Source organism: Leclercia sp. LTM14 (genome assembly GCF_023736175.1).
GTDB lineage: Bacteria > Pseudomonadota > Gammaproteobacteria > Enterobacterales > Enterobacteriaceae > Enterobacter > Enterobacter barmai.
The window spans coordinates 460,330-485,784 of sequence record NZ_JAIKTT010000002.1 but is presented as its reverse complement, the minus strand read 5'-3'; the positions used below and the strand labels follow the sequence as shown (position 1 = coordinate 485,784).

Here is a 25,455-nt window from a genome sequence, read left to right as displayed (position 1 = left end):
GTGCCTCCTTACAGCAGCTGCTTGCTACGCAGGAAATCACGGGCGACCTGCTGCGGTGACTGATGATCGATATCCACTTTCTTATTCAGTTCGGTGATAACGTCGTTATTGAGCTGGGCGGAGAGGGTGTTCAGCGCCTCTTCCAGCCCCGGATTAGCCTCCAGCGTGTCTTTACGCACCACCGGGGTCACCGCGTAGCTCGGGAAGAAGCCTTTATCATCTTCCAGCACCTTCAGATCGAAGCCTTTTACGCGCCCGTCGGTGGTGTAGACAAGGCCCGCATCGACAAAGCCGTCGCGCACCGCGTTATAGACCAGACCGGGGTCCATCTGGCGGATCTGCGGGCGATCCAGCTCCATCTGATAGGCGGCCTGCAGCGGCTTCATGCCGTCGCTGCGCCCGGAGAATTCGAGATCGAGGCCCAGCATCCAGTTGTTGTCCGGATCGGTTTTACGCACCTGCTCAATCTTCGCCACCAGCTCCGACATGGTGTTGATGTGCTCCGCTTCGGCACGCTTACGCTGCATGGCAAAGGCGTAGGTATTGTTCATGTTGGCAGGTTTGAGCCACACCAGGCCGTGCTTCGCGTCCAGGCGTTTCACCGTCTCGTAAGACTCCTCCGGGGACATGCGTTTGTTGATGTGGTTAAAGATGATCAGCGACGTGCCGGTGTACTCCCAGGTCATATCGATCTGCTTGTTGATCATCGCGTTACGGGAAATGACGGTAGCGATGTTGGTCTGCGGTTTAACCTCAAACCCTTTCTTCTGCAGATACTGCACGGTCATGGCCGAAAGAATATGCTGCTCGGTAAAACTTTTGGTCGCAAGGATCAGGGGCGCAGCAAGCGCCTGGCTGGTAAAGAGCGCGGCGGTACAGAGCGCCGCCAGGCCGGTAAACAGTCTCATAGAAGCTCCTTGTTATAATTATCGCGCGATATGCGGGCTCATCAGACGGCCCAGCGCCGCCAGCAGCGTATCCAGGATCAGGGCAAACAGGGCGGTAGCCGCCGCTCCCAGGATCAGCGTCGGGAAGTCGTTCAGATAAATGCCGGGGAAGATCAGCTCGCCGTAGCTGCTGGCGCCAATCAGGAAGGCCAGCGGTGCGGTACCCACGTTAATGGCGGTGGCGATGCGGATCCCGGAGAGCATTACCGGCCAGGCGTTTGGCAGTTCCACTTGGCGCAGGCGCTGCCATTTGGTCATCCCGATGCCGTTTGCTGCTTCCAGTAACGACGCCGGAACCGAGCACAGCCCGGCGTAGGTATTACGCACAATGGGCAGCAGCGAGGCGAGGAACAGGGCGATAATGGCTGGCGTATCGCCGATGCCAATCACCACCATCGCCAGCGCCAGAACCGCCAGCGGAGGCAGGGTGTTGCCGACGTTAAAGATTTGCATCACGTATTCGGCGATACCGCGTGCAGCGGGGCGGCTCAGCAAAATACCGCTGGGAATACCGACCAGCAGGGCGAAGAACATCGATGAGAAGACTAAAATCAGGTGCTGTTGCCCGAGATAGACCAGATCGACCTGGCGCGCTTTAATCGTCTCGAGCCCAATCCCCCAGACGAGGAGGGCGACAACCACGATAATGGCGCCGACAAAAAGCAGCGAACGTTTGAGTAATGGGTGCATTGCGGTGTGTCTCCCTGTGCGCATGCGTTATAGCAACCACCAGTTGCCTGTTGTTATGCCATGTTTTGGCAGGGGTATTTGAGCTATAGCAAGGGATCGGGAAGGGTTCCAGCGAAGCGGGAAAATTCGTAACCCTATGAAACTTGGGGAAACCCGGAGTTAAGCCTTATGGGGTAAGGCCTGGTCAGGGGGCGGGCAGAATAGTCTTAAAGATGATTTCGTTAAGTGACAACGTCACTTAACGAAAGGGCGGTATCTGTTATTTCCCAAGTGCAGCGCGAACTTTTCGCACCCGCAGCGAGGTACTGATGATGGAGAAGGCGGCCACCAAAACCAGCATGAGCCCCAGGGCCAGCATCGCATGAAAGCCAAACCACCTGAACAGGATTAGCCCGGCAATTCCCCCGCTGATAAACGAGAAAAGGGTGGTGAGATGGGTTTTAAGCTGACTTCTTTGAGCTGCCGTATCTTTCGAGTAATCCCGGCGTAGCATCGCCACCACCACGGAGGCCAGCGAAATACCCGCGTCGGTTAACGTGCCGGTGATGTGGGTGGATCGTACCCGTCCGCCGGAGAGTTGTGTGGAGGTGGAATTATGGATCCCCATCAGGCCGCAGAGAAAAACAATAATTTCACGATTGGTGGTGAAGGTATGAAAAAACAATTCATACAGGGAGACGCCGGCCAGTAATAATCCCTCTATTAATAAAACCTGACAAAAAATCAGCCGCACATTCTGAATAATGCCCCATAAAACGATAATCCGCGCAATGATTGCGCCCGTCACAAACGACAGAATAATGGTGGCAAAGAAAATAATATCGTTCAGATCCGTTGAGGAGACTTCGCTGGAAAATTGCGAAGTGTTGCCCGTCATATGGGAAGGAAAGAAGCCAAATGCCCCCAGCGCAATGGCGTTCAGCAATCCTGCGGAGGTGGCCAGCCAGAGGGCAAGGCGACGATCCTCCTGATGGGTTCGTTCTTTCTTCAGTTTAATCAGCAAAGAATACCTCCGGTTTGAGCTTTGCCTGAATAATCAGGCTAGCAAAGGCAATTCCCGGGTTGTCCAGGATAGTGCTTAATTATTAAAGCTGCACCGGAGGGTATGGATTTAGTAATTAATTAAAATAACCTTGATAAGAAAGTGATTATTAATCTCCTGAGCTTTCAGCTCACAGCATGCCATTATTGCCGTGGCGTAGAAACGCCGGGCGCTGGTTTAAACGTTCAAACCAGGCCTCAATCGCGGGCACGTCCGGATGCTCAAAAGGCGTCATCTTCCAGCGGTTCACCGACAGCCCCAGCACCACGTCCGCCAGAGTAAAGGTTTCGCCTGCCACCCAACAGCCGGTTTTTTGCAGCTGCCGTTCAAGGATCATAACGCAGTGGTTCCACTCCTTGATCCCCGCCGCAATACGGGCCGGATCGTTATAGTCCGGGTTTTTGCGCCCCAGCGCCGGGAAGACGTAGCGCCAGGCGTTGTTGAATTCCGAGGCCTGCCAGTCCATCCAGCGTTCGACGTTGGCACAGGCCTGCGGTTCTACAGGAAGCAGGTCGTCGCGCCCGGCCTTGCGCGCCAGATAGCGGCAGATGGCGTTGGATTCCCACAGCACGAAATCATTATCGATTATCACCGGCACCATGGCGTTCGGGTTCAGTTTGCGAAATGCCTCGGTTTCCGTGGAGGCAAAGCCGCTGCCGTAATCCTCCTGCTGATAGTCCAGGCCCGCTTCTTCGCAGGTCCAGAGCACTTTGCGCACGTTGATGGAGGTGGTTTTGCCAAGAATTCTGAGCATTGTTTTTACGCCTTTGGGTTGAGTGCGGAGCCCCGTCCGGATGAGTGTTAACGACTTTGGAACTATGACTGTCAATGATACTGTGGCATGCAAACATATTAGGGGATTATAAGAATGAAGATTGTTTTTGTGCCCGCATTAATCGTAGTCCTGATTGATAAAGAACAGGAGATGGGGCGGGAATTAACCCGGCAGGACGTTGAATCCATCCGCGATGGCGCCACGGCCATTCGTCTGCCGGACGAGGCTGCTGAGGAGATGATCAGAGAGCGCGGCTACCGCGATATTGATCCAGAGAATGTGTGGGGCGAGTGGCAGGCGTACAAAGCTGGCTGAATGACGCCCGACATGTGAGTTGCATCCATAATCGTTATATAGTCAAATATATAGCGATTAACATGCTTAGAGGGTATCAATGAATCTGTATATGTTTTATATCGGTGGCAACGCCGGTAAATCGAATATTGAAGTGCATGACATTCAGTTTGTCGCCGCCAACCAACCGAAAGATGCCTGGCCTGCGCTACGTGAAGCCTGGTTTGGGGATAGCGATAAAATTCATATCGATGGCTACAGCCGCATCACCTGGGCCGATGGCTATTCCGTCTCGCTTTCCCCTGAGCCATCGCCGTCTGCGCAGAAACTGTTTTTCGTCAACGCGGGTGGTTACAGGCCGGATACCCTTGCCGAGTTGCATGAATACGATCTCTTTGTCGCCGAAAATGCGCAGGGTGCGAAGAAAAAGGCGATGAAAACGCTGCTCTGTGGCGTCGATCAGCAGCATAAAGACAACCTGAAAGAGGTTGATGATTGCCTGTTGCTTGAAAAGATCGGAGATCTGTTTATTCATCTGACGCCCCGCGAGACAGGTGTCCGCGACCGACCGGAATGGCAGGGCTATCAACCGATAGGGGTGTAAGACCTCAGGGACAGCCGCACATTTCAGGCGGCGTCCTGTTCTGAAGACATTATGCTGTTGTTGACCGCTACTCAGCCTGAGCCTGCAAAACACACTCCTTGCGCGCGGGCCATCGCCGGATTAACTATGATCGCCCCGGCAGGACAAATTCAGCCTGGCTGCCAGGCACCAGCGATGACCTCAATTTTTCAATAAACGTGCTGACCCGCAGGGGAAGGTAACGTGTTGTTGGCAGCACCGCCCAGACTGACAACGCCTGAGGGTTGGCATCAACGAAATTAATCTCAACAAGCGTCCCGTTGCGGATCTCTTTCATGACATCCCAGCGGGTCAGCTGCGCAATGCCCAGACCCTGGGTACACAACTCTCTTACCCCTTCGACGTTATCGGAGCTGAAGCGTCCATCAACACCGACCCTGAGGAGTTCGCCATCACGTTCGAACATCCATTGAGGAACGCTGCTGAGCCTGAGGCAATGATGCTTCAGTAAATCATCAACACGATGCGGCATACCAATCGTCTTCAGATACTCGGGTGAGGCGCAGACTATTCGCGGATTGTCAGCAATTTTGCGGGCGATGAGCGTGGAGTCCTTCAAGGGGGCGATACGTATGGCGACATCGAACCCTTTCCCTACAATATCAACCACATCTTCGGTAAATCGCAGGTCGATACGTAACGTTGGATTTTCTGATAACAGTTCTGATATCAGAGGCAAAATATGACGTCGCCCGAATCCCGAAGGGGCGGTTACCCTCAATAATCCGGTCGCGCCTTGAGTTGAAGGCGAAAACAGCGCCCGGGCTCCTGACTCTGCCTCAATAAGCGCCCGGGCATAAGGCAGAAATTCCATACCCTCCTGCGTTAATGAAACAGACCGGGTCGTCCTTTGTAAAAGACGCGTTCCCAGCTCGCTTTCAAGCGAGGCGAGGCGTCTTGAAACGGCCATGGCTGAAATACCCTGTCGTTTCGCCGCCTGGGTCAGACTGTGCGTTTCGGTTATAACGAGAAAGAGGGCAACGTCCTGCAAATTCATAATCACTCCGGTATTTGCATCGTCGAAAATGTCATTAACAGGCTAACAAAAATCACTCGATTATAACCATAATCGTTATACAGCCTTATCATTTTGCCCCGTTTAAGCCTGAATAAACAGTGATTATAGTGTGTTCACGATTTAATTTATCAGGAGCACATCATGAACACATTACCTCTTTTTACGCCGGGCAAAATTGGCACGATTGATTTAAAAAACCGGCTGGTCGTTGCGCCCATGACCCGGGTCACCGCCTCAGAGGACGGTATCGCCAGCGATCGTATGAAGGTTTACTACGAGAGTTTTGCCCGCGGTGGTTTCGGCCTGGTGATATCAGAAGGCATTTATATTGATCAAAAATGGTCCCAGACCTACGCCTTTCAGGCAGGGTTAACCAGCCCGGAACAGATGGCAGGCTGGCGCAACGTTACCGACGCAGTCCACCAGCAGAACGGGCGAATTTTTGCCCAAATCCAGCACGCTGGCGCACTCTCCCAGGGAAACTATTTCAGGGAGGGTACTGTGGCACCCAGCGCCGTTCGTCCGGCAGGCAAGCAGATGACGTTTTATCGGGGTGAAGGGGAATACCCTGTGCCACGTGAACTCGCTGAAGACGAAATAGAGGACATTATTAACAGCTTTGCCGATGCGGCTGCGCACGCCGTTTTCGAAGCAGGCTTTGATGGGGTGGAGATCCATGGTGCCAATGGCTATCTTCTCGATCAGTTCTTCACGGATTATACCAATCAGCGGACCGATCGCTGGGGCGGGGATATCGCTGGCCGCCTTCAACTCAGCCTTGACGTTATTCAGTCTGTCAGACAGCGGGTAGGTCATGATATTCCGGTAGGGATCCGTATCTCGCAGGGGAAAGTAAATGACTTTTTCCATAAATGGGCCAACGGCGAGGACGATGCCCGTGTGGTATTTTCGCTGCTTGCTCAATCGGGTATCGATTACCTACACCTGACGGAATACGAAGCCTGGCAACCCGCATTTCCTGATAACCCGCTCTCATTGATTGAGCTGGCGCGTAAATATGCTCCACAGCTAACGCTTATGGCTAATGGCAGCCTCCATGATGAGGCGCGGGCGACAGAGGTGATGGAGAAGGGGGCGGATTTCATTGCGCTTGGCCGTGGCGCACTGGCAAATCATGACTGGCCTGAACGCGTTGCTGCGGGCGGCACGATACGGGAATTTGATAGCGCGATCCTCGGACCCATCGCCACTATTAAAGATTCCGAACTTTCTCTCTGATGCTTCAGCCCCGAATCATTTTCCGGGGCTTTTCACTAACACACCACAGCGCTCTTTCGCGAAGTCCAGAACGTCAGCACAACCGCGCTCAGCAGTAAAATGCTGCTCATCGCAAAGGTGCTCTGCCAGCCAATATGATCAAAAACCATGCCGCCCGCCGTGGAACCCAGGGCAATCGACAACTGGATCACCGCCACCATCAGCCCACCGCCTGCTTCTGCATCGTCGGGCAGAGTACGGGCGATCCACGACCACCATCCCGTAGGTGCCGCTGTCGCCAGCAGTCCCCAGAGCCCCAATAGCAGGGCCACGATCCAGAGGCTGTGTCCGGCCAGGACCAGCATTCCGGCGATGGCGGCCATCAAGAGCGGGATTGCCATTAAGGTCTGATAAAAGCGCGCGTTCAGAAAAGTGGCGATAATCAGCGTGCCCACAAAACCGGCGATGCCGATGGTGAGCAGGATCAGTGATAAACCGTAGGCGCTGACTTGGGTGACGGTCTCCAGGAACGGACGCACGTAGGTGAATAATGCAAACTGCCCCATAAAGAACAGGCCGCAGGCGAACAGGCCCACGGAAACCACCGGCTGACGGAACAGGCGCAGTACCGTACCGCGTGACGGCTGATTATTCTCCATCTTCGGCAGGCTGAAGCATTGCCAGATGAAGGCCACAACCGCAACGGGAACCAGACACAGGAAGGCGCCGCGCCAGCCAATGGTAGCCCCGAGATAGCTGCCGAGCGGGGCGGCAACCACCGTCGCCAGGGCGTTACCGCCGTTAAAAATCGCCAGCGCGCGGGAAACCTGATGCGGCGGCACCAGACGCATGGCCGTTGCCGCAGAGAGCGACCAGAAGCCGCCGATGGCAATGCCAATCAGCGCTCGCCCGGCCATATAGACCAGATAGCTGGAGGCGAGGGCGATAATGAGCCCCGACAACGCCATCAGGATCGTCATGCCCAACAGGAGCATTTTACGGTTTATGCTCCCGGCAAGTTGCGGGAGGCTCAGGCTGGTCAGAACCGCCAGCGCGCCGGAGATGGCAATGCCCTGGCCCGCCATCCCCTCGGTGACGCCGAGATCTCCGGCGATGGGCGTAAGCAGGCTGACCGGCATAAATTCCGAGGCGATCAGCACGAACACGCACAGGGTCATGGCAAAAATACCGCCCCAGTATGCGTGCGGAGTTTTATGATGTGTGGTTTGGCTCAGTGGTGACATATTCAGATTTCATAAAGGCCACCTGTAAGACACAGGTGGCGCAGAGGGTTATTTCAGACTGGTTTTGAAGAACTGCTCAAACTGACCGAACGGGATCTTACCGGCAGCGTTGTCGTATAAGTCGACGTGGTTGGCACCCGGGACAATCACCAGCGCTTTCTGTTTGCTGCCGACGGCCTTATAGGCGTCTTCAGCAAAGTAGCGTGAGTGGGCTTTTTCACCGGTGACGATAAGCGTCGGAATAGCGATTTCGCTGGCGTAGCTCAGCAGCGGCATATTCATGAACGACAGCGGCATGGTCGCGGTCCAGGCGCCGGTAGAGTTCACTGAACGTTCGTGGAAGCCGCGCGGCATCCGGTAGTAATCGAAGAACTCTTTCAGGACCGGGTGCGGATCGGCAGGTAACGCCTCTGGCAAAATACGGTCAGCCGCGCTCGCTTTGCCGTTCTCGACATAAATATCATGCCCGGCATGGGCAAAGGTGCCGCTCTCGGCGTCCTTCCAGCGCTGTTCGTTCAGGTACTGCAATACGGCATGGCGATCGGCAGCAGAGTAACGGTCTTTGCCATCACCCACGCCGTGGCCCATCGCCCGGCTCATGTCATACATCACGCTGGTGGCGACCGCCTTCACGCGGGTGTCCATGGACGCCGCGTTCAGCGCCATTCCGCCCCAGCCGCAGATGCCAATAATGCCGATCCGGTTGCGATCCACCTCTTTCTGTAATCCCAGGAAATCCACTGCCGCGCTGAAGTCTTCGGTGTTGATATCCGGGGAGGCGACATTGCGCGGCTGGCCGCCACTTTCCCCGGTGTATGAGGGGTCGAAGGCCAGGGTCACAAAGCCTTTCTCCGCCAGGGTCTGCGCATACAGGCCGCTGGACTGCTCCTTCACCGCGCCAAACGGTCCGCTCACGGCAATCGCGGCCAGCTTGCGGTTGCCCCGGTCTTTCGGCAGATAGAGATCGCCCACCAGGGTGATGCCGTAGCGGGTCTGGAATGTCACCTTGCGGTGATCCACCTTCTTGCTTTCGGCAAAGGTCTTGTCCCATGTCGTCACCATCGACACAGGAGCGTTCGGATTGGTTGTTTCTGCATAACTCATCGTCGTTACTCCACTTAAAGATGCACATAGCAGCATTGCAGGCAGGGCCGCCGTCAGTTTTTGTGTGAACGTTTTCATAAGAGGTACCGGGCTGTGTTGGGGTGAGGCCAGTATAGTTAGCAGAAATAGTGCTGATTAGAGGGTGAAAACTGCTAGGATTCATACCAAATTGTTCTGAATTGAGGGCGTGATGGCCAAACGGGAAAATTACAACGAGCTGTACCTGTTTATGCAGGTGGTGCGGGAGGGGAGCTTTACCGCTGCAGCCCAACGGCATGGTCTGGCCCAGTCCGGGATCAGCCGTTCCGTACGCGAGCTGGAGGAGCGGCTCGGCGTGCAGCTGCTGGTGCGTACCACGCGCAGGCTGTCGCTGACGCAGGCAGGGGAGCAGCTCTATCAGGCGACGGAATCCGCTTTTGACGCGCTGGACAGCGGGCTTGCCACATTGGCGCACTATCGCGAGACCCCCTCCGGCAGGGTACGCATCAATGCCAGCCAGCATGCCATCGATAAATGTCTGTTGCCGAAGCTGGCGGTATTCAAACAGCGCTACCCGGATATCCGGCTGGAACTGATGAATGAGAGCCGTTTCGTTGACATCATCGCCGAGCGATTCGATGCCGGTGTCCGGCTGGGACCGGAAGTCGGGCCCGGCATGGTCGCCACGCGTATCACTCCTGACATGGAGATGGCGGTGGTGGGCACGCCCGACCATCTTCGCCGCTACGGATTCCCCCAGACGCCCGCAGATTTAGCCGCTCATTCCTGCATTGCCTATCAGTTTGCTGACGGCAGCCTTTATCATTGGGAACTGATTCAGGACGAGAAAAGCATCAGGCATCGCCCCGAGGGGCAGTGGGCGCTCTCCGACAGCTATATGGAGGCCGAGGCCGCCCGCCTGGGTCTGGGGCTGGCTTACGTTCCGGTCGAGCTGGTGGAGAATGATTTACAGCGCGGGACACTGATCCGGGTGTTGCAGCGTTACAGCCTGCGTATGGACGGGTTGTTCCTCTATTATCCCCATCGCAACGTGTCACCTGCTCTGAGAGCGGTAATCGATACGCTGAAAATTTGAGGGTGAATTTTGTAGGCCGGGCAAGCGCAGCGCCTCCGGCAAGCCCTTTCTGGAAGACGCCTCGCAAACCACAAAGTAACCCTGTGTAAATCAGGGTTAACGCTTTTCTTCGCAGTTTCAGGGTCGTAAAGTCAATGCGTTGCGGCACCTGATAGCCCAACTCATCGTGGGAGAAAAGTTCACCTCCTGTGTGCCTGATTGCTGGCGGAGTTTGTGAAAGAACCCTATATCACTGCGCATTGAGTGCGGGTGTAATCATTCAGGGGCTCATTGGCCCCTTTGCTTTTTTTAAAGAAAGAGGGGGAGTGGATACAACCCAATAACCAGGCAGCACTCTATTTCCTCGCGTCACTAAATTGCATTACGCGACAATTTGTCGCATAATTTTAATCGTAATGCGTCAAACTGGCGTAACGATTGAAACCATCCCAATACCTTACTGGCGCGGGTGACTAAATGATGAGGTTTAAAATGGCAACAAGCATTCGATTGGATGATGATTTCGTTGAAGAAGTGAAAATTCACGCAGAAGCGATGAGCCGTAGTGTACCCAAGCAGATTGAGCACTGGGCTAAGATTGGGCGTATTGCTGAGGATAATCCAGATCTGCCGTTTTCCTTTATTAGCGAAATTCTGCTGGCGAAATCAGAAATGGATAACGGGAGAATGAAGAAATATGTGCGCAGAAAAGACAGATCGGGAAATTGAGGTCTACCAGTCAAGTCGCTTTGAAAAAGTCTTTAAACGCCTGACCAAAGAGGAGCAGGATAGCGTTGATGTAGAGATTGAACACATCATTGAAAACCCGGAAATAGGCGAAAAGAAGAAGGGGGATCTCAGTTATCTGTGGGTGCATAAGTTTTACATGGGGAAACAGCAATACCTGCTCGGTTATACCTGGCTTGAACATAAGCTGGTGATCTACCTCCTGAGTTTGGGCACTCATGAGAATTACTATGATGAGCAAAAGCGGCACCGCAAAGCCGACCTGAAACTACTTGGTTAAGATCAGCGAGCACATTCAGAGCGGTAAAACAGTTAGTTACCCCATGATTCCCTCACCAATGAGGGAACCGTTTATCATTTTGGCATCATTCCGAAACCAGCCACATATCCGCTTCTTCAAACATCTCTTCCAGCATGCGGTTCAGCTTTTCCCGATCGCTTTTACTGGCATCGCTGTTCAGGCCGTTTGCCTGCATCGGCTTAACCTTCACTTCGGCTTCCGGAAAGATGCGGTGCACGCGCTTAGTTAATTCTTCCAGGATGATTTCCCGGGCACCTGCGAGTCCCGCAACGTTTCTTTTGTCGTAAACCAGTTCAACGAACATAACAGATCCCTATAAATACTGTTTTAATGTACAGCATTTTCACCGCGGCAATAAAATCTGTCAAGGCAATCGGCTGCCTCTGTCAGCGCCCGCATCTTCAAAGCATTTTCACGGTGTCGTTTAACCACTCGGGAAGATGTTCCTGATACCAGTTGAGATAAAGGGGAAATGCACGCTTTTGCCGCGCATCCAACAACACAATCACCTCGGTGACAATCCACGCTTTGGCAATGGCTATTTCCCGCGCCAGGTCATGGACATTATGCTGACCGGACAGCTGGCAGTAGCGTTCAGCGAGATCGATAAAGGTTTGCTTCGTTCCCATCCCCTTTATAAGAGGGGCGAGGTCGATACCAGGGCTCCCTTGTCCGAATCTCTCCCAGTCAAAAAGAACCCATTCACCGTTCTCTCTTCTTCCCCAGTTGCCAGCGTTGCTGTCACCCGAAACCAGTCCCTGGCCGCTAAACAGCACATCGCTGCACTGCTGAAATCGCCGTAGCTGCTGCGCGCATTTTTCAGGTATGGCCAGGAGCAGGAGCGATTTTTGCAGCGCTGATGCTGACCACTGGTGAGTGTGGTAGCGCCAGGCACTATTTACCGGGTAACGATGCAGACGTCCCAGCATACGGATAGCGTTATCACTTGCGACAAACGACTGTTCAACCGGGTGAGGAATAAACTCCAGGGTTAACTTGCGCATGGTGGCATCAGAGGACCAGAGCGTTGGCGTCGCGATGCCTGCCTGTTTAAGCTCCGTTGCGGCGGAGTGATAAAAAGCGTATTCCACGTCGCCAACCGGGCACTTCTCAATAACGGTATGGCCGTCGTCATTGACCTTTTTCGCCACGCTGGCGATGCCCATCTGGGATAAATCGCTGGCAGACATGCATTATCTCTTCAAAATTCGCAGGTGTGTTGGTCTGGTTTATGAGTGTAATGTAAACGGGGAATTGCGCTATGGCGGTTAAACTGCCGCCCGCTTAGCGGGCGGCATTCACTGTCAGAACAGAACCGAGTAGTTCAGGCCGAAGGTACGGCCGCGGCCTTTATAGGTATAGAGGTTCTCAGCACCGTAGGTTGGGCTGTACAGACCCGGTGCGCGCTGGCCCCATGCGGTGGTGTAGTCTTCATCCAGCATGTTTTCTACGCTGAAGCTCAGCTTGCCCACCGGCAGCAGGTAACTGCCAATGAAGTCAGCGGTGTTGTAGCCCTCAATCTTCTTGCCGGCTTCATCAGAGAGATCGAACGTCTGGGTACTTTGCAGACGCAACGTCCAGTCGCCCGGCGCCCAGGTAACCCATGCGCTCATTTTGGACGGGCTGGCGCTGTCGACCGTCAGCTTCTCCCATTTCCCATCGACGCGGGTTTCCGATTTGATGACGTTGAAGTTTGTACCGGTGCTCCACTCGCTGTCGGTGAAGAAATAATCGATCTGGCCTTCAACGCCGTAGATACGACGTTCGTCATCTTCGACGTTGATAGTCATGTCGCTTTTATTGATGTTGATGGTCTTGTCGGAAAGGGAATAGTACCCGGCGATCTGCGTGCGCAGATTATCCCCGGTGTAGCGCCAGCCCAGCTCGTATGCATCAACTTTAATCCCGTCGAGTTTTGAGTCGTTCACGTTAACGCTGTTGACCAGACGATAATGGCCATTCACCAGCTGGTAGGTGCCGGAACCGTAGTATTTCGCCAGATCCGGGATCTCAAAGCCCTGGGAGAAGTTAAACCACAGCTGCTGGCGTTCGGTCAGATGCCCCAGAATGCCGGCGTTAAACAGCACGTTGTTGTAGTCAGTTTTCCCGCCCGGAACCGCGTCTGCGGAGGTGGCTCTGCCCGTGGCAATCGCCTGCTGTTGCGCGTAGCCAACAAAGTCATCCACCTTGTTTTCGGTGTACTGATAGCGCACGCCGCCGCTCAGGGTGATGGCGGAGAAGTCGTAACTGCTCTGCAGGAAAGGCGCGAGGTTGGTGATGCTGTAGCCCGGATAGCGGCCGACGTTATAGGCGTTGTCCAGCTTCATGCCGCCGCTGGCAGCCGCCTTGTTGAGGTCAAAGAATTGCTGGTTGGCGTCGAAAGTTTCATGCTCCGCATCCATACCCCATGTCAGGGTCAGATTATCCAGCGGTTTGCTGTTAAGGGTGAGCTTGCCGCCGTAGAAATCGGTTTTTTGCTGTGACGCCCCAATGCTGGTGACCCGGCCGCCGGAAAGCGTAGGGAAGGGATAGTAGGTCAGGCTTTCATCGCGATAGTAAATCTGCGCGAGCAGATCCTGGCCCCAGAAGTCGGTGTTGGAATATTGCAGGTTGATCAGGTGGCGTTCGGTGCCCGGAATACGATCGGAGTCGAGATTATTTTTGTTGTACGCGTTGCCATCGCCCGTCACCGCTGAGAAGTTCTCGCCCAGATAGAGGCCGTGCTTGCCGTCGGATTGACTTTTGTAATACTGGGTGGTGAGCTGCAGCTGCTGGTGATCGTCAATATTCAGCGTGCCGGTGCCCATCACGTCCAGACGGTCGGAGTATTGCAGGCCGGTCTGGGTGTTATCGATGATCACCTCGTCGCCGTTGCCGTCATACCAGCCGCCAAAGCGCTGATACGCCACTGACAGACGACCGGAGGCGTTGTCGTTACCACCGCTGACAGCCGCAGCTACGTTCTCATCATTATCGTTATGGCTGTTAAAGCCGGTTTTCATGCCGGTCTGGAACTCGACTTCCGTCTCCGGCTGGCCTTTTTTGGTGACGATATTGATTAAGCCGCCGGTACTGCCGCCGCCGTAAAGGGAGGTTGCCCCCGAGATAACTTCAATGCGGGAGATATTAAAAGGATCGATAGAATCCAGCTGGCGGCTGTCGCTGCGCGAGGAGTTCAAACGCACGCCGTCGACCATCACCATCATAGAACGACCACGCATATTCATGCCGTAGTTAGTGCGTCCCTGGCTGCTGACATCCATGCCGGGGATCAGCTGCGCCAGCACCTCCTTGATCTCTTTCCCACCCTGAACCTGCTGTTCAATTTCAGCCTGTTCAATGACCCAGGTGGTTTGTGCCATGTCGGTGATGCTGTGATTCGTACGGCTGGCGGCGACCACCAGCGTGTCATCTTTTTGTACTTCAGCAGAGGCATTGGCGGCTAATGTCATAAATAAACAAGAGCTTAGCGCGCGATAACTGTGCGATTTCATTATTGTGATCATCCTGATTTTTTAAAGTGCCGGTGGCCTGGACGCCCCGTAACGCAAGAACATCACCTTCAGAGGTGATAGTGATTATCAAGATGATATGAATAATCATTACAATGTAAACAGGTTGTGTTAAAAAATGTTTCTATAAAGGCATGATATTAATGTGGTTTTTAGTGGGGCTCATCACTGCGGTCACAAATAAAACGCGCCGTGCTGAATAAAACCGCGATGGGTAAAAACTCCCAAAGAATCATGATTCAGGTGTCTGCCCCCTATACTGACAACTGCACTGATCGCTTATACAGGAGACGAAGCGCGGTTAACGACCGGATAAAACCTCATCCCTTACTGGCAGGAGAACATTATGCAAAAGCCTAACACCTTTAAAACGCTGCTGGCCGCATCGGCAGTAGCCGCACTGTTCTGCACCGTCGGCGTACAGGCGCAGACGACGAGCGCCGCGCAGTCCAGCGCCGCAAAACCAAGCGCCTCCGGCGAGAAGCTCAGCGCCAGCGATGAAAAAGCGTTAAAAGATATGGCGCAGGCCAATATCAATGAAGTCGCCGCCGGGAAGCTCGCCCTGAGCAAGGCCGAGAGCAGCGACGTCAAAGCCTTCGCCCAGAAGATGGTTGATGACCATGGTAGCGCCCTGACCAAAGTTCAGGCGGTTGCCGAGAAAAAAGGCGTAACGCTGCCGACCGAACCGGATGCCAAACATAAGGCGATGGCCGATAAGCTGGAAAAAGCGAGCGGTGCCGAATTTGACAAAATGTATATGGAAAACGCCGGCACTAAAGATCACGAGATGGTGCTGTCTAAGCTGAAAAGTGATGCTAAAAACATCAAGGATGCGGACGTGATGGCGCTGGCCGACGCGCATACCCCGGTGGTTGAGCAGCACCTCAAGTCAGCCGAGCAGATGACGATGAATTCAGACAAGAAAGAGAACAAGTAATCCGGTTGTCCGGCGGGCGCTGGAAAGCCAGCGCCCTTCAGGGCACCACTACAGTGCACCATCCTCGTTCCCCCTCACCAAAACGGTGAAAACCCACCGCTGAAAAATCCCAATGTACTGACAAACCTCATAAAAATTTTCTGGCACACCCCTTGCAAAGCTAAACCTGAAAGGGCAGTGCACCACACAATCTGAAAATAGCTGGCTAGGGTTCCGGTCCACGCAGGTGGATGACTGGTCCAAGAGCTGGCGACCTCTGAGAGGTTACACGGCGGGACAAAAGCCCGGGAGACAGCAGCACCCACGGTGTCGCGCTGCCCCCTAATTTTGTGCCACTCAGAGGTCAAGCATGAAGAAAACGCCATTACTCCGCTCACTTGTACTGTCTCTGGCGATGCTGGTCAGTCTCCCCACCTTTGCCGCCGTCAAAAAAGAGTTCAACGTCTGCTGGACCATCTACGCCGGGTGGATGCCCTGGGGCACTATCAGCACCAGTAAAATCATCGATAAATGGGCCGACAAGTACGGTATCAAAATCAACGTTGTACAGCTCAACGACTACATCGAATCGATCAACCAGTACACCGCAGGCCAGTTTGACGGCTGCACCATGACCAACATGGATGCGCTGACCATTCCGGCGGCGGGCGGGGTCGACACCACGGCGCTGATCCTCGGCAGTTACTCCGAAGGCAACGACGGCGTGGTGATGAAAGGCGAGGGCAAAACCCTCACCGACCTGAAAGGGATGAAGATCTACCTGCCGGAGCTATCGGTTTCACACTATCTGCTGGTGCGCGGGCTGGAGAAGGCCGGACTGGCGGAGAAAGACGTCACCGTGGTGAACACCTCCGACGCGGATATCGTCTCCGCCTTCGGCACCGACAGCGTTAAGGCCGCCGTGGCCTGGAACCCGCAGCTGTCGGTGATTAAAGCCACGCCGAAAACCACCGAAGTGTTCAGCTCCTCGCAGGTGCCGGGCGAGCTCATCGACATGATGGTGGTCAACAGCGAAACCCTGAAGGACAACCCGGCGCTCGGCAAAGCGCTTACCGGGGCCTGGTACGAAATGATGGGCCTGATGAAAGCCCAGGACGCCAGCGCCCTGAACGCGATGGCGGCAGCGTCCGGCACCGATCTGGCGGGCTATCAGGCGCAGCTGAAAACCACCCATCTGTTCTACACCCCGCAGGACAACCTGGCGTTTGTCACGTCAGCGGAGCTGGCAAAAACCATGCAGCGCGTGGCGGCGTTCTCCTTTGATAAAGGGCTGCTGGGCGAGGGGGCGCAGAGCGCCGATTTCATCGGCATGAGCTTCCCGGGCAAGGTTACTCAGGGTGATGCCGGCAACGTGAAACTGCGCTTTGACGACAGCTTCGTGAAAATGGCCGCTGCAGGCCAGCTGTGATGAGTGACGGAGTCTCCATGCGACAGATTAATCGCCATCCCACCTCAGGTATGCGGCTGATGCTGGTAATGCTGCCGTTTGTCCTCCTGCTGGCCGCATACTTCTTTGGCTCGGCGGTGCGGCTGGACGCCAACCCGCATGACAAGCTGCTGCCCGGCCTGCAACAGATGCTGGATGCCCTCTCCCGGATGGCGTTCACCCCGGACAAACGCAGCGGCGAGTATCTGTTCTGGGTCGACACCCTGGTGAGCCTCGCCCGGCTGCTGGTGGGGCTGGCGATCGCCTCACTGATTGGCCTGTGCATCGGCATCACCTCCGGGGTGTTCCCGATGTGGCGCGCGTCGCTTTCGCCGCTGATGACGGTGCTGTCGATGATCCCGCCCCTGGCGATCCTGCCGGTGCTGTTTATCGTCTTCGGGCTGGATGAGCTGTCGAAGGTGATGCTAATTGTCATTGGCATCACGCCGATGCTGGCCCGGGATCTGGAGCATCGCGCCTGCGAAATCCCGCAGGAGATCCTGATTAAGGCACAGACGCTGGGCGCCAACAGCTGGACGCTGGTGCTGCGGGTGGTTCTGCCGCAACTGCTGTCGCGCCTGCTCACCTCGCTGCGCCTGCTGCTGGGGTCAGCGTGGTTATTCCTCATCTCGGCGGAGGCCATCTCTTCCACCGCCGGGCTCGGCTACCGCATTTTCCTCGTGCGCCGCTATATGGCGATGGACGTCATCATCCCGTATGTCCTGTGGATCACGCTGCTGGCCTGGCTAATGGATCTGGCCCTGCGCCAGCTGCACAAGCGCTGTTTCCCGTGGGCTGAAGGAGGCAAAGCATGAGTTTTATCACCATCGACAATATCTGGCAGGAGTACGGCGACCACGTGGTGCTGGAGCGGCTTAACCTGCAGATCAAAGAGGGCGAGTTCTGCTCGATGGTCGGCGCGTCCGGCTGCGGCAAATCGACCTTTCTGCGCCTGCTGCTCGGTCAGGAGCGTCCCAGCCGGGGCGTCATCACCCTCGACGGCAAACCGCTGGTCGCCGAGCCGGACAGCCGTCGGGGCGTGGTGTTCCAGCGCTACTCCGTTTTCCCGCATCTCAGCGTGCTGGATAACGTGGCCATCGGCCTCGAACTGCCGCAATCCCCGCTCCTGGGGCGTCTTTTTGGCGCCAAAAACGCGCCGCCCGGGAGCAGGCGGCACAGATGCTGACAAAGGTCGGCCTCGGCCATGCCCTGGATAAATACCCGGCCCAGCTCTCGGGCGGGATGCAGCAGCGTCTGGCCATTGCCCAGGCCTTCATCATGCAGCCGCGCGTGCTGCTGCTGGACGAGCCGTTTGGCGCACTCGATCCGGGGATCCGCAAGGACATGCATGCGCTGCTGCTGCAACTGTGGGGCGAAACCCGCATGACGGTCTTTATGGTCACCCACGATCTATCCGAAGGCTTCAACCTCGGCACCCGCCTGCTGGTGTTCGACAAAGTGCGCCTCGATCCCCAGGCCCCTAACGCTTACGGGGCGCGCATCACCTACGACATTCCGCTCAACGAGACGCGGCTCTCGGCGATGAGCGGGAAGGTTTCCGACAACGTTTATGCATTAAGAGGGTAAACCTGTGAATACGACAACTTTACGCGACGAGATCCTGCCTGGCGGCGGCCATCTCTCCTTTGTGCTCAAGCGCGGGCAGGCTCTGCGAATTATCGATATCGAAGGCGGAGCCAACGTCAGCCTGATGATGCTCAACGCCCATGAGAAGAGCGAGCGCCTGAACCTGCCGGACACCCTGAAAGGCCAGCACACCGCGCGCCTCACCGCCGGGCACTGCTTCTACTCCGATATGGGCCGCGTGCTGGCGGGCATCACCGCCGACACCTGCGGCTGGCACGACCCCTTTGGCGGGGTGCTCAATGCGACGGAAGCCATGGAGAAATACGGCCAGGGGCGCTATCAGGAGCTGCGAAACGGCTTCTTTCGTAACGGCACCGACAACCTGCTGGTGGAGATGGGCAAGTGGGATCTCAACCTTGAAGATCTGCTGATGGTGGTCAACTTCTTCAGCAAGGTCACGGTGGATGAGCAGGGCCAGTTCAGCTTCCACAGCGGCTACTCACAGCCGGGCAGCTACGTGGAGCTGTTCGCCCCGATGGACACCCTGGTGGTGATGACCGCGCTGCAACACCCGATGGACCCCTCCAGAGAGTACGCCCCGCGCCCGGTGCAGCTGAGCTGGCGACAGGCGGACGAACAGGCGGCGATCAACGCCCTGCTGACACGCCCGGAAAACGAACGCGCCATCACCAACACCCAACTTTTCGCCCTGTAAGGAGCCACACAATGACCGTAGCCAGCGAAAAACGTGCCCAGGACGCCAGCTTCCGCCATGTGATCCCGGCGGGAGAGCCGTACCTGTTTGAAGTGAAAAAGGCCAGACCCTGCGCCTGCTGGATCTGGAAGGCAACCAGGCGGTGGACACTCTGTTTTACAACGCCGACAACCCACGGGAGCGCTACGACGCCCAGCGCACCCTGCGTCGCCAGAACAATGCCTATCTCACCAGCGGCAGCGTGCTTTACTCCAGCCTCGGCAACCCGCTGCTGACTATTGTGGCGGATACCTGCGGACGGCACGACACCCTCGGCGGCGCCTGCGCCCAGGAGAGCAACACCGTGCGTTACGCCCTCGATAAACGCCACATGCACAGCTGCCGGGATAACTTCCTCTGCGCCTGCCTGCACGATGGCCGCCTGCAAAAGCGCGACATCGGGGCCAATATCAACTTCTTTATGAACGTGCCGGTCACGCCCGAGGGCGGCCTGACCTTTGCCGACGGCATCTCCGCACCGGGCAAATACGTCGAGCTGCGCGCGGAGTGCAATATCATCGTGCTGATCTCCAACTGCCCGCAGCTGAACAACCCCTGCAACGGCTGGAACCCGACCCCTGCGGAGGTGCTGGTATGGAACTGACGCCGACACGCTGGCAGCGCCTGCGCCAGATGCTCTACCGCCTGTTTGAAGTCCGTGCCGGACGGATCCTGCCGTAAACCTTTTTTCCCCGTGGACGACCATGCGGTGAGCCAGTTTCCGGCGGGACGACCCGCCACGATTGAGTCTGAACTATGTTGACGAAACTCCTGATTGCTAACCGCGGGGCGATTGCCTGCCGCATTCTGCGCACCCTGCGCGCCATGAACATCGGCGGCGTGGCGGTCTATTCCGAGGCGGATATCAGCAGCCTGCATATCCGCGAGGCCGACGAAGCCATCAGCCTGGGCGACGGCCCGGCGGCGAATACCTATCTGGTCAGCGATAAAATCATCGCCGCAGCGCGTGCTACCGGCGCGCAGGCCATCCACCCCGGCTACGGTTTTCTCTCGGAGAACGCCGCCTTTGCCGAAGCCTGCGAAGCGGCGGGCATCGCCTTTGTCGGCCCGACGCCGGAGCAGCTGCGCCTGTTTGGCCTGAAACATACCGCCCGCGCGCTGGCGAAAACGCACGGCGTGCCGATGCTGGAAGGCACCGAACTGCTGGCAGACGTCAACGAGGCGCTGCGGGCGGCACAAGAGGTGGGCTATCCGGTGATGCTGAAAAGCACCGCAGGCGGGGGCGGGATCGGTATGCGCGTCTGCTATAGCGCGGCGGAACTGAATGACGCCTTCGACGCGGTGGTGCGTCTGGGTAAAAACAACTTCAGCGATGCGGGCGTCTTTATCGAGAAGTACATCGAGCGGGCGCGCCATCTGGAGGTGCAACTTTTCGGCGACGGCAACGGAGAGGTGATTGCCCTCGGCGTGCGCGACTGCTCCGTACAGCGCCGCAACCAGAAGGTGCTGGAGGAGACCCCGGCGTCCAACCTGCCGGACGGCATGGCGGAGGCGCTGTGCCAGGCGGCAATCAAGCTGGGCAAAGCGGTCAACTACCGCAGCGCGGGCACCGTGGAGTTCGTCTACGACAGCGACGCCGCCCGGTTCTACTTCCTTGAGGTTAACACCCGCCTGCAGGTGGAGCACGGCGTCACCGAGCAGGTGTGGGGTGTGGATCTGGTGCGCTGGATGATTGAGCTGGCCGCCGGAACATTGCCTGCGCTGGCGACCCTGGCGGAAAGCCTGACCCCTACGGGCCACGCCATTCAGGCGCGGGTGTATGCCGAAGATCCAGGCCGTCAGTTCCAGCCTTCTCCCGGCCTGCTCACCGAGGTGGCCTTCCCGGCGGACGACCGCCGCACCCTGCGCATCGACAGCTGGGTGGAATCCGGCTGCGAAGTGCCGCCCTTTTTTGACCCCATGCTGGCGAAAATCATCGCCTGGCAGCCGACGCGTGAAGCCGCCATTGACGCCCTGCACGCCGCGCTGGGGGACACCCGCCTGTACGGCGTGGAGACCAACCGCAGCTACCTGCAGCAGATTTTAACCTTCACCCCGTTTGCCAGCGGCGAGCCCTGGACCCGCTGCCTGGAAGGGCTGGTTTATCAGGCCGCGACCCTTGAGGTGCTCAGCGCCGGAACGCAAACCACGATTCAGGACTACCCGGGCCGCACCGGCTACTGGGCGGTGGGCGTACCGCCATCAGGCCCGATGGACAGCCGCGCGTTGCGTCTTGGCAACCGCCTGCTCGGCAATGACGAGGGGGCAGCCGCGCTGGAGATCACCCTCAGCGGCCCGACGCTGAAATTTAACTGCGATGCCCAGCTGGCGGTGACCGGGGCGGAAATTGCCCTCACCCTGGACGGCGAGCCGCTGGAGAACAACCGGGTCTATCGGGTGCAGAGCGGCATGACCCTGCGGATGGGCGATATTCGCGGCGACGGGGTGCGCAGCTATCTGTGCCTGCGCGGCGGGTTTAACGTGCCGGATTATCTCGGCAGCAAAAGCACCTTTACCCTGGGGCAGTTTGGCGGCCACGCCGGGCGCGCGCTGCGGACCGGCGACGTGCTGCATCTCACGCCCTTGACCTCATCGTGCCCCGAGCAGTCGCTGCCTGAGGCCCTCCACACCAGGCTCGATGCGGTGCGTACCCTGCGGGTGATCTACGGCCCGCACGGGGCGCCGGAGTATTTCACCCCTGGCTACATGAACACCTTCTTTACCACCGACTGGGAAGTGCATTTTAACTCCAGCCGCACCGGCGTGCGCCTGATTGGGCCGAAACCGGAGTGGGTGCGCGAGAGCGGCGGTGAGGCGGGGCTGCATCCGTCGAACATTCACGACAACCCGTATGCCATCGGCGCGGTGGATTTTACCGGCGACATGCCGGTGATCCTCGGCCCGGACGGCCCAAGCCTGGGCGGGTTTGTCTGCCCGGTCACCATCATCGAAGCCGATCTCCACGCGGTGGGGCAGCTGAAGGCGGGGGATAAAGTGCGCTTTGTGCCCGTGGATATCGCTACCGCCCGGCAGCTGGCTCAGGGGCAGGCCGCGCAGATTGCCAGCCTGCAGCCGCTGGACGTGGCGTGGCAACCCGTGGAACCGGCCTCGCCGGTGGTGCTGGAGCAGGGGCAGGCTGATAAGCGGCTGGTGGCCCGGCTTTCGGGCGATACCCATCTGCTGCTGGAAATTGGCGATCCGGAGCTGGATCTGGTCCTGCGTTTTCGCGCCCACGCCTTGATGCAGGCCCTTGAGGCGCGGGCGCTGGACGGGGTTATCGATCTGACGCCGGGGATCCGCTCCCTGCAGATCCACTATCAGCCGGAGGCGCTCACGCTGGCGAGCCTGCTGGATACCGTGGCCGGGCTGTGGCAGGCGGTCTGCGAGCAGGACGCGCTGGAAGTGCCGTCGCGCATCGTCTGGCTGCCGCTCTCCTGGGACGACCCGGCCTGCCAGAAGGCGATCGACAAATACATGACCACCGTGCGCCGGGATGCGCCCTGGTGTCCGAGCAACCTGGAGTTTATCCGCCGGATTAACGATCTGGCGAACGTTGATGAGGTCTACAAAACGGTGTTTGACGCCAGCTATCTGGTGATGGGGCTGGGAGATGTCTATCTCGGGGCGCCGGTGGCTACGCCGCTGGATCCACGCCATCGTCTGGTCACCACCAAGTACAACCCGGCCCGCACCTGGACGGCGGAAAACTCGGTGGGCATCGGCGGAGCCTATCTGTGCGTCTACGGCATGGAGGGGCCGGGCGGGTACCAGTTTGTCGGGCGCACGCTGCAGATGTGGAGCCGCTATCACGCGGTGGCGGATTTTGACGGCAAGCCCTGGCTGCTGCGCTTCTTCGACCAGATCCGCTTCTACCCGGTCTCGGCCGACGAGCTGCTCACCATTCGCCGCGATTTCCCGCTGGGCCGCTATCCGCTGCGCATCGAGCACACCAGCCTGAAGCTGGCGGAGTACCAGCAGTTCCTCGCCGACGAAGCTCAGGAAATCGACGCCTTCCGCACCCATCAGCAGGAGGCCTTTAACGCCGAGCGCGAGCGCTGGATCGCCAACGGCCAGGCCCATTTCGACAGCAGCGACGTGCTGGCGGAGGAGGGCGACGATGCGCCGCTCCAGCCGGGGCAGGAGGGCATCGACAGCCCGGTCTCCGGCAACCTGTGGCAGGTGAGCGTTGAGGTGGGCAAAGCCGTCCGCGAGGGCGATGTGCTGGTGGTGCTGGAGTCGATGAAGATGGAGATCCCGCTGCTGGCCACGCAGGACGGCATTGTCAGCCAGGTGCGCGTCCAGCCGGGTTCCCCGGTGCGCGCGGGTCAGTGTGTGGTGGTTCTGGAGAAAACAGCATGAAGCATCCTTATGATTTGCGCCTCGACGTTCTGACGCAGGCCTACCGCGACGGCCGCCTGACGCCGCGCGAAGTGATTAACACTCTGCGCGAGCGGGCGCTGGCCCTGAACCCGGAGTTCAACGCCTTTATTTATCTGCTCACCCCGGAAGAGCTGGAGCCCTATCTGGCCGCGCTTGAGGGCGGATCGCCCCAGACGCTGCCGCTCTACGGTGTGCCGTTTGCCATTAAAGACAATATCGATCTGGCGGGCGTTGCCACGACCGCCGCCTGTCCGGCCTATGCTTACCAGGCCCGTGAGGATGCGACCATCGTCCGACAACTGATCGCGCTGGGGGCTATTCCGCTGGGCAAAACCAACCTCGACCAGTTCGCTACCGGCCTGAACGGCACTCGCTCCCCCTATGGCGCGTGTCGCAACAGCGTCCATGCGGACTATCCGTCGGGGGGCTCCAGCGCGGGTTCATCGCTGGCGGTGGCGCTGGGGCTGGCGAGCTTTGCCCTCGGGACCGACACTGCCGGGAGCGGGCGCGTGCCCGCCGCGCTGAACAACCTCGTCGGGCTGAAAGCGACCAAAGGGCTAATTTCTACCGCCGGAGTAGTTCCGGCCTGCCGCACCCTGGACTGCGTGACCTTCTTTACCGCCACCGCGACGGAAGCCAGCCAGCTGCTGGCCCTGACGGCGGTTCAGGATCCGCGCGACGACTACAGCCGCGCCAACCCGGCGTGGAACGGGGCGCAGGCGTTTGGCGTGCCCGCAGCAGGCTTCCGTTTCGGCGTGCCGGACCGGCTGGAGTTTCTTGGCTGCACAGAGAGCGAAGCGCTGTACCACGCGGCAAAAGAGCGTTTGATCGCCCTGGGTGGCGTGCCGGTGACCATCGATTTTTCGCCGTTTCTGGCGGCGGCGTCGCTGCTCTATAACGGCCCGTGGGTGGCGGAGCGTTATCACGTGGCGGGCAAACTCATTGAACAGCAGCCGGATGCGGTTTTGCCGGTGATTCGTGACGTGCTGAGCAAAGCCCCCGGGACCGATGCGGTGGCGGCCTTTGACGCGCAGTACAAACTCCAGGGCTATAAACGGGCATGCGATGCCATTATGGCGGAGCTGGACTGCGTGCTCACGCCAACCTATCCGCGCCCGGTGACCCTGGCAGAACTGGCGGAGGAGCCGGTGAAGCGCAACTCCGATCTTGGGGTCTATACCAACTTTATGAACCTGCTGGACTATGCCGCCGTGGCGGTGCCGGCCGGGCATATGGCGAACGGTCTGCCCTCGGGAGTGACCCTGTTTGGCCGGGCGTTTACCGACCAGTATTTGCTGAGCCTTGCCGATGCGTTACAGCGTCAGCAGAATCTGGCCTTGGCGGGGGATCGCGCCCTCCACGAGACGGCACCTGCGACAGCGGCCAGTCACGATCGTCTGCCGGTTGTCGTTTGCGGGGCGCATCTGGACGGGCTGGCGCTCAATCACCAGCTGCGCCAGCGCGGGGCCACCTTGCGCGAGACAACCCGCAGCGCGCCGCACTATTGTCTGTATGCCCTGGCCGACGGCAAACGGCCCGGCATGGTGCGCGACCGCGAACGCGGGGCGGCGATTGCCGTGGAGGTGTGGGAATTGCCGCACGCCGAAGTGGGATCCTTTCTGGCGGGCATTCCTGCCCCGCTGGGGCTTGGTAAAGTGGAGCTGGAGGACGGGCGCTGGTTAACCGGGTTTATCTGCGAGAAGTACGGCCTGCAGGGGGCGAAGGATATTACCGCGTTCGGGGGCTGGAGAGCCTGGCTTACTCAGCAAAAGTAAGCCAGGG

Annotated in this window: 22 protein-coding genes, 2 pseudogenes and 1 riboswitch; of the genes and pseudogenes, 14 read left to right on the top strand and 10 right to left on the bottom strand. The window is 57.8% G+C overall.

Translation table 11 applies throughout. The features are described from left to right. Positions 1 to 8 precede the first annotated feature (8 nt). From osmX to K5I40_RS06745, 4 genes are all read right to left on the bottom strand, one after another. A complete protein-coding gene (gene osmX, locus K5I40_RS06760) occupies positions 9 to 908 on the bottom strand; it encodes an osmoprotectant ABC transporter substrate-binding protein OsmX (RefSeq protein WP_039029216.1) in 900 nt (299 codons plus the stop codon). Between the two features lie 18 nt (positions 909 to 926). Continuing rightward, positions 927 to 1,637: an osmoprotectant ABC transporter permease OsmY gene (gene osmY, locus K5I40_RS06755; protein WP_039029217.1), complete on the bottom strand. Its 711-nt coding sequence runs from the start codon at positions 1,635 to 1,637 to the stop codon at positions 927 to 929. A gap of 259 nt (positions 1,638 to 1,896) precedes the next feature. Further along, positions 1,897 to 2,640 (bottom strand): YoaK family protein, encoded by a 744-nt coding sequence (locus K5I40_RS06750; protein ID WP_138368874.1) that lies wholly within the window; start codon positions 2,638 to 2,640, stop codon positions 1,897 to 1,899. A gap of 169 nt (positions 2,641 to 2,809) precedes the next feature. Next, positions 2,810 to 3,433, bottom strand: coding sequence for a glutathione S-transferase family protein (locus K5I40_RS06745; RefSeq protein ID WP_039029219.1), 624 nt, complete (start codon positions 3,431 to 3,433; stop codon positions 2,810 to 2,812). Positions 3,434 to 3,547: 114 nt separating this feature from the next. Between K5I40_RS06745 and K5I40_RS06740 the strand changes: the two genes are divergently transcribed. Next, positions 3,548 to 3,769: a hypothetical protein gene (locus K5I40_RS06740; RefSeq protein ID WP_039029220.1), complete on the top strand. Its 222-nt coding sequence runs from the start codon at positions 3,548 to 3,550 to the stop codon at positions 3,767 to 3,769. 79 nt (positions 3,770 to 3,848) lie between these two features. Then, positions 3,849 to 4,352: a DUF1543 domain-containing protein gene (locus K5I40_RS06735; protein ID WP_223074144.1), complete on the top strand. Its 504-nt coding sequence runs from the start codon at positions 3,849 to 3,851 to the stop codon at positions 4,350 to 4,352. A 124-nt stretch (positions 4,353 to 4,476) separates the two neighbouring features. Here K5I40_RS06735 and K5I40_RS06730 read toward each other — a convergent pair whose 3' ends face one another. Continuing rightward, positions 4,477 to 5,388, bottom strand: a complete 912-nt coding sequence (locus K5I40_RS06730; protein WP_223074143.1) for a LysR family transcriptional regulator — start codon at positions 5,386 to 5,388, stop codon at positions 4,477 to 4,479. 162 nt (positions 5,389 to 5,550) lie between these two features. Between K5I40_RS06730 and K5I40_RS06725 the strand changes: the two genes are divergently transcribed. After that, positions 5,551 to 6,648: an NADH:flavin oxidoreductase gene (locus K5I40_RS06725; protein WP_223074142.1), complete on the top strand. Its 1,098-nt coding sequence runs from the start codon at positions 5,551 to 5,553 to the stop codon at positions 6,646 to 6,648. A 35-nt stretch (positions 6,649 to 6,683) separates the two neighbouring features. Here the strand turns inward: K5I40_RS06725 and K5I40_RS06720 are convergent, their stop codons facing one another. Beyond that, on the bottom strand, positions 6,684 to 7,871 hold the full coding sequence (locus K5I40_RS06720) for an MFS transporter (RefSeq protein WP_223074141.1): 1,188 nt from the start codon (positions 7,869 to 7,871) through the stop codon (positions 6,684 to 6,686). Between the two features lie 48 nt (positions 7,872 to 7,919). Further along, complete coding sequence (locus K5I40_RS06715; RefSeq protein ID WP_139564969.1) at positions 7,920 to 9,053, bottom strand: alpha/beta hydrolase; 1,134 nt, start codon at positions 9,051 to 9,053, stop codon at positions 7,920 to 7,922. A gap of 112 nt (positions 9,054 to 9,165) precedes the next feature. Between K5I40_RS06715 and K5I40_RS06710 the strand changes: the two genes are divergently transcribed. The 3 genes from K5I40_RS06710 to K5I40_RS06700 all read left to right on the top strand — a co-directional run bounded on the left by K5I40_RS06710 (position 9,166) and on the right by K5I40_RS06700 (position 11,056). Then, the gene (locus K5I40_RS06710) at positions 9,166 to 10,050 is read left to right on the top strand and encodes a LysR family transcriptional regulator (RefSeq protein ID WP_223074343.1); all 885 of its coding nucleotides are present in this window, start codon (positions 9,166 to 9,168) and stop codon (positions 10,048 to 10,050) included. Between the two features lie 471 nt (positions 10,051 to 10,521). Beyond that, positions 10,522 to 10,758 carry a ParD-like family protein gene (locus K5I40_RS06705; protein WP_039029299.1) on the top strand — a complete coding sequence of 79 codons (237 nt, stop codon included), beginning with the start codon at positions 10,522 to 10,524 and terminating at the stop codon, positions 10,756 to 10,758. Beyond that, positions 10,727 to 11,056, top strand: coding sequence for a type II toxin-antitoxin system RelE/ParE family toxin (locus tag K5I40_RS06700; protein WP_039029226.1), 330 nt, complete (start codon positions 10,727 to 10,729; stop codon positions 11,054 to 11,056). The genes K5I40_RS06705 and K5I40_RS06700 overlap by 32 nt, the downstream gene beginning before the upstream one ends. An 85-nt stretch (positions 11,057 to 11,141) precedes the next feature. On the opposite strand, the gene K5I40_RS06695 is transcribed toward K5I40_RS06700, so the two are convergent. The 3 genes from K5I40_RS06695 to K5I40_RS06685 all read right to left on the bottom strand — a co-directional run bounded on the left by K5I40_RS06695 (position 11,142) and on the right by K5I40_RS06685 (position 14,571). Beyond that, on the bottom strand, positions 11,142 to 11,381 hold the full coding sequence (locus tag K5I40_RS06695) for a DinI family protein (RefSeq protein WP_039029227.1): 240 nt from the start codon (positions 11,379 to 11,381) through the stop codon (positions 11,142 to 11,144). Positions 11,382 to 11,478: 97 nt separating this feature from the next. Then, on the bottom strand, positions 11,479 to 12,267 hold the full coding sequence (locus K5I40_RS06690; protein ID WP_223074140.1) for a phosphotransferase family protein: 789 nt from the start codon (positions 12,265 to 12,267) through the stop codon (positions 11,479 to 11,481). 114 nt (positions 12,268 to 12,381) lie between these two features. Further along, positions 12,382 to 14,571, bottom strand: coding sequence for a TonB-dependent siderophore receptor (locus K5I40_RS06685; RefSeq protein ID WP_223074139.1), 2,190 nt, complete (start codon positions 14,569 to 14,571; stop codon positions 12,382 to 12,384). Between the two features lie 364 nt (positions 14,572 to 14,935). On the opposite strand from K5I40_RS06685, the gene K5I40_RS06680 reads away from it, so the two are divergent. From K5I40_RS06680 to atzF, 8 genes and pseudogenes are all read left to right on the top strand, one after another. Further along, entirely contained in the window at positions 14,936 to 15,526 is a 591-nt protein-coding gene (locus K5I40_RS06680) for a DUF4142 domain-containing protein (RefSeq protein WP_039029230.1), read from the top strand. 194 nt (positions 15,527 to 15,720) lie between these two features. Beyond that, a riboswitch (guanidine-I (ykkC/yxkD leader) is annotated at positions 15,721 to 15,819 on the top strand. Positions 15,820 to 15,875: 56 nt separating this feature from the next. Further along, positions 15,876 to 16,934 carry a putative urea ABC transporter substrate-binding protein gene (locus K5I40_RS06675; protein WP_039029231.1) on the top strand — a complete coding sequence of 353 codons (1,059 nt, stop codon included), beginning with the start codon at positions 15,876 to 15,878 and terminating at the stop codon, positions 16,932 to 16,934. A gap of 17 nt (positions 16,935 to 16,951) precedes the next feature. Further along, positions 16,952 to 17,767: an ABC transporter permease gene (locus K5I40_RS06670; protein WP_039029232.1), complete on the top strand. Its 816-nt coding sequence runs from the start codon at positions 16,952 to 16,954 to the stop codon at positions 17,765 to 17,767. Continuing rightward, a pseudogene (locus K5I40_RS06665) lies at positions 17,764 to 18,539 on the top strand (ABC transporter ATP-binding protein). The gene K5I40_RS06670 and the pseudogene K5I40_RS06665 overlap by 4 nt, the downstream one beginning before the upstream one ends. Positions 18,540 to 18,543: 4 nt before the next feature. Then, positions 18,544 to 19,254, top strand: coding sequence for an urea amidolyase associated protein UAAP1 (locus tag K5I40_RS06660; RefSeq protein WP_223074137.1), 711 nt, complete (start codon positions 18,544 to 18,546; stop codon positions 19,252 to 19,254). 11 nt (positions 19,255 to 19,265) lie between these two features. Next, positions 19,266 to 19,897: pseudogene (locus tag K5I40_RS06655) on the top strand (urea amidolyase associated protein UAAP2). A 152-nt stretch (positions 19,898 to 20,049) separates the two neighbouring features. Beyond that, positions 20,050 to 23,652 carry an urea carboxylase gene (gene uca / locus K5I40_RS06650; RefSeq protein WP_223074135.1) on the top strand — a complete coding sequence of 1,201 codons (3,603 nt, stop codon included), beginning with the start codon at positions 20,050 to 20,052 and terminating at the stop codon, positions 23,650 to 23,652. Next, entirely contained in the window at positions 23,649 to 25,448 is a 1,800-nt protein-coding gene (gene atzF, locus K5I40_RS06645; protein WP_223074134.1) for an allophanate hydrolase, read from the top strand. Before uca ends, atzF begins: the two co-directional genes overlap by 4 nt. Positions 25,449 to 25,455 lie beyond the last annotated feature (7 nt).

What these genes read in the sequence shown, in the direction of transcription:
- K5I40_RS06695 (WP_039029227.1), bottom strand. Translation starts at nt 11,381, where the DNA reads ATGTTCGTTGAACTGGTTTACGACAAAAGAAACGTTGCGGGACTCGCA.
- K5I40_RS06680 (WP_039029230.1), top strand. Translation starts at nt 14,936, where the DNA reads ATGCAAAAGCCTAACACCTTTAAAACGCTGCTGGCCGCATCGGCAGTA.
- K5I40_RS06720 (WP_223074141.1), bottom strand. Translation starts at nt 7,871, where the DNA reads ATGTCACCACTGAGCCAAACCACACATCATAAAACTCCGCACGCATAC.
- K5I40_RS06735 (WP_223074144.1), top strand. Translation starts at nt 3,849, where the DNA reads ATGAATCTGTATATGTTTTATATCGGTGGCAACGCCGGTAAATCGAAT.
- K5I40_RS06745 (WP_039029219.1), bottom strand. Translation starts at nt 3,433, where the DNA reads ATGCTCAGAATTCTTGGCAAAACCACCTCCATCAACGTGCGCAAAGTG.
- K5I40_RS06710 (WP_223074343.1), top strand. Translation starts at nt 9,166, where the DNA reads ATGGCCAAACGGGAAAATTACAACGAGCTGTACCTGTTTATGCAGGTG.
- K5I40_RS06705 (WP_039029299.1), top strand. Translation starts at nt 10,522, where the DNA reads ATGGCAACAAGCATTCGATTGGATGATGATTTCGTTGAAGAAGTGAAA.
- K5I40_RS06685 (WP_223074139.1), bottom strand. Translation starts at nt 14,571, where the DNA reads ATGAAATCGCACAGTTATCGCGCGCTAAGCTCTTGTTTATTTATGACA.
- K5I40_RS06700 (WP_039029226.1), top strand. Translation starts at nt 10,727, where the DNA reads ATGTGCGCAGAAAAGACAGATCGGGAAATTGAGGTCTACCAGTCAAGT.
- osmX (WP_039029216.1), bottom strand. Translation starts at nt 908, where the DNA reads ATGAGACTGTTTACCGGCCTGGCGGCGCTCTGTACCGCCGCGCTCTTT.
- K5I40_RS06730 (WP_223074143.1), bottom strand. Translation starts at nt 5,388, where the DNA reads ATGAATTTGCAGGACGTTGCCCTCTTTCTCGTTATAACCGAAACGCAC.
- K5I40_RS06670 (WP_039029232.1), top strand. Translation starts at nt 16,952, where the DNA reads ATGCGACAGATTAATCGCCATCCCACCTCAGGTATGCGGCTGATGCTG.
- K5I40_RS06740 (WP_039029220.1), top strand. Translation starts at nt 3,548, where the DNA reads ATGAAGATTGTTTTTGTGCCCGCATTAATCGTAGTCCTGATTGATAAA.
- atzF (WP_223074134.1), top strand. Translation starts at nt 23,649, where the DNA reads ATGAAGCATCCTTATGATTTGCGCCTCGACGTTCTGACGCAGGCCTAC.
- K5I40_RS06715 (WP_139564969.1), bottom strand. Translation starts at nt 9,053, where the DNA reads ATGAAAACGTTCACACAAAAACTGACGGCGGCCCTGCCTGCAATGCTG.
- K5I40_RS06725 (WP_223074142.1), top strand. Translation starts at nt 5,551, where the DNA reads ATGAACACATTACCTCTTTTTACGCCGGGCAAAATTGGCACGATTGAT.
- osmY (WP_039029217.1), bottom strand. Translation starts at nt 1,637, where the DNA reads ATGCACCCATTACTCAAACGTTCGCTGCTTTTTGTCGGCGCCATTATC.
- K5I40_RS06675 (WP_039029231.1), top strand. Translation starts at nt 15,876, where the DNA reads ATGAAGAAAACGCCATTACTCCGCTCACTTGTACTGTCTCTGGCGATG.
- uca (WP_223074135.1), top strand. Translation starts at nt 20,050, where the DNA reads ATGTTGACGAAACTCCTGATTGCTAACCGCGGGGCGATTGCCTGCCGC.
- K5I40_RS06690 (WP_223074140.1), bottom strand. Translation starts at nt 12,267, where the DNA reads ATGTCTGCCAGCGATTTATCCCAGATGGGCATCGCCAGCGTGGCGAAA.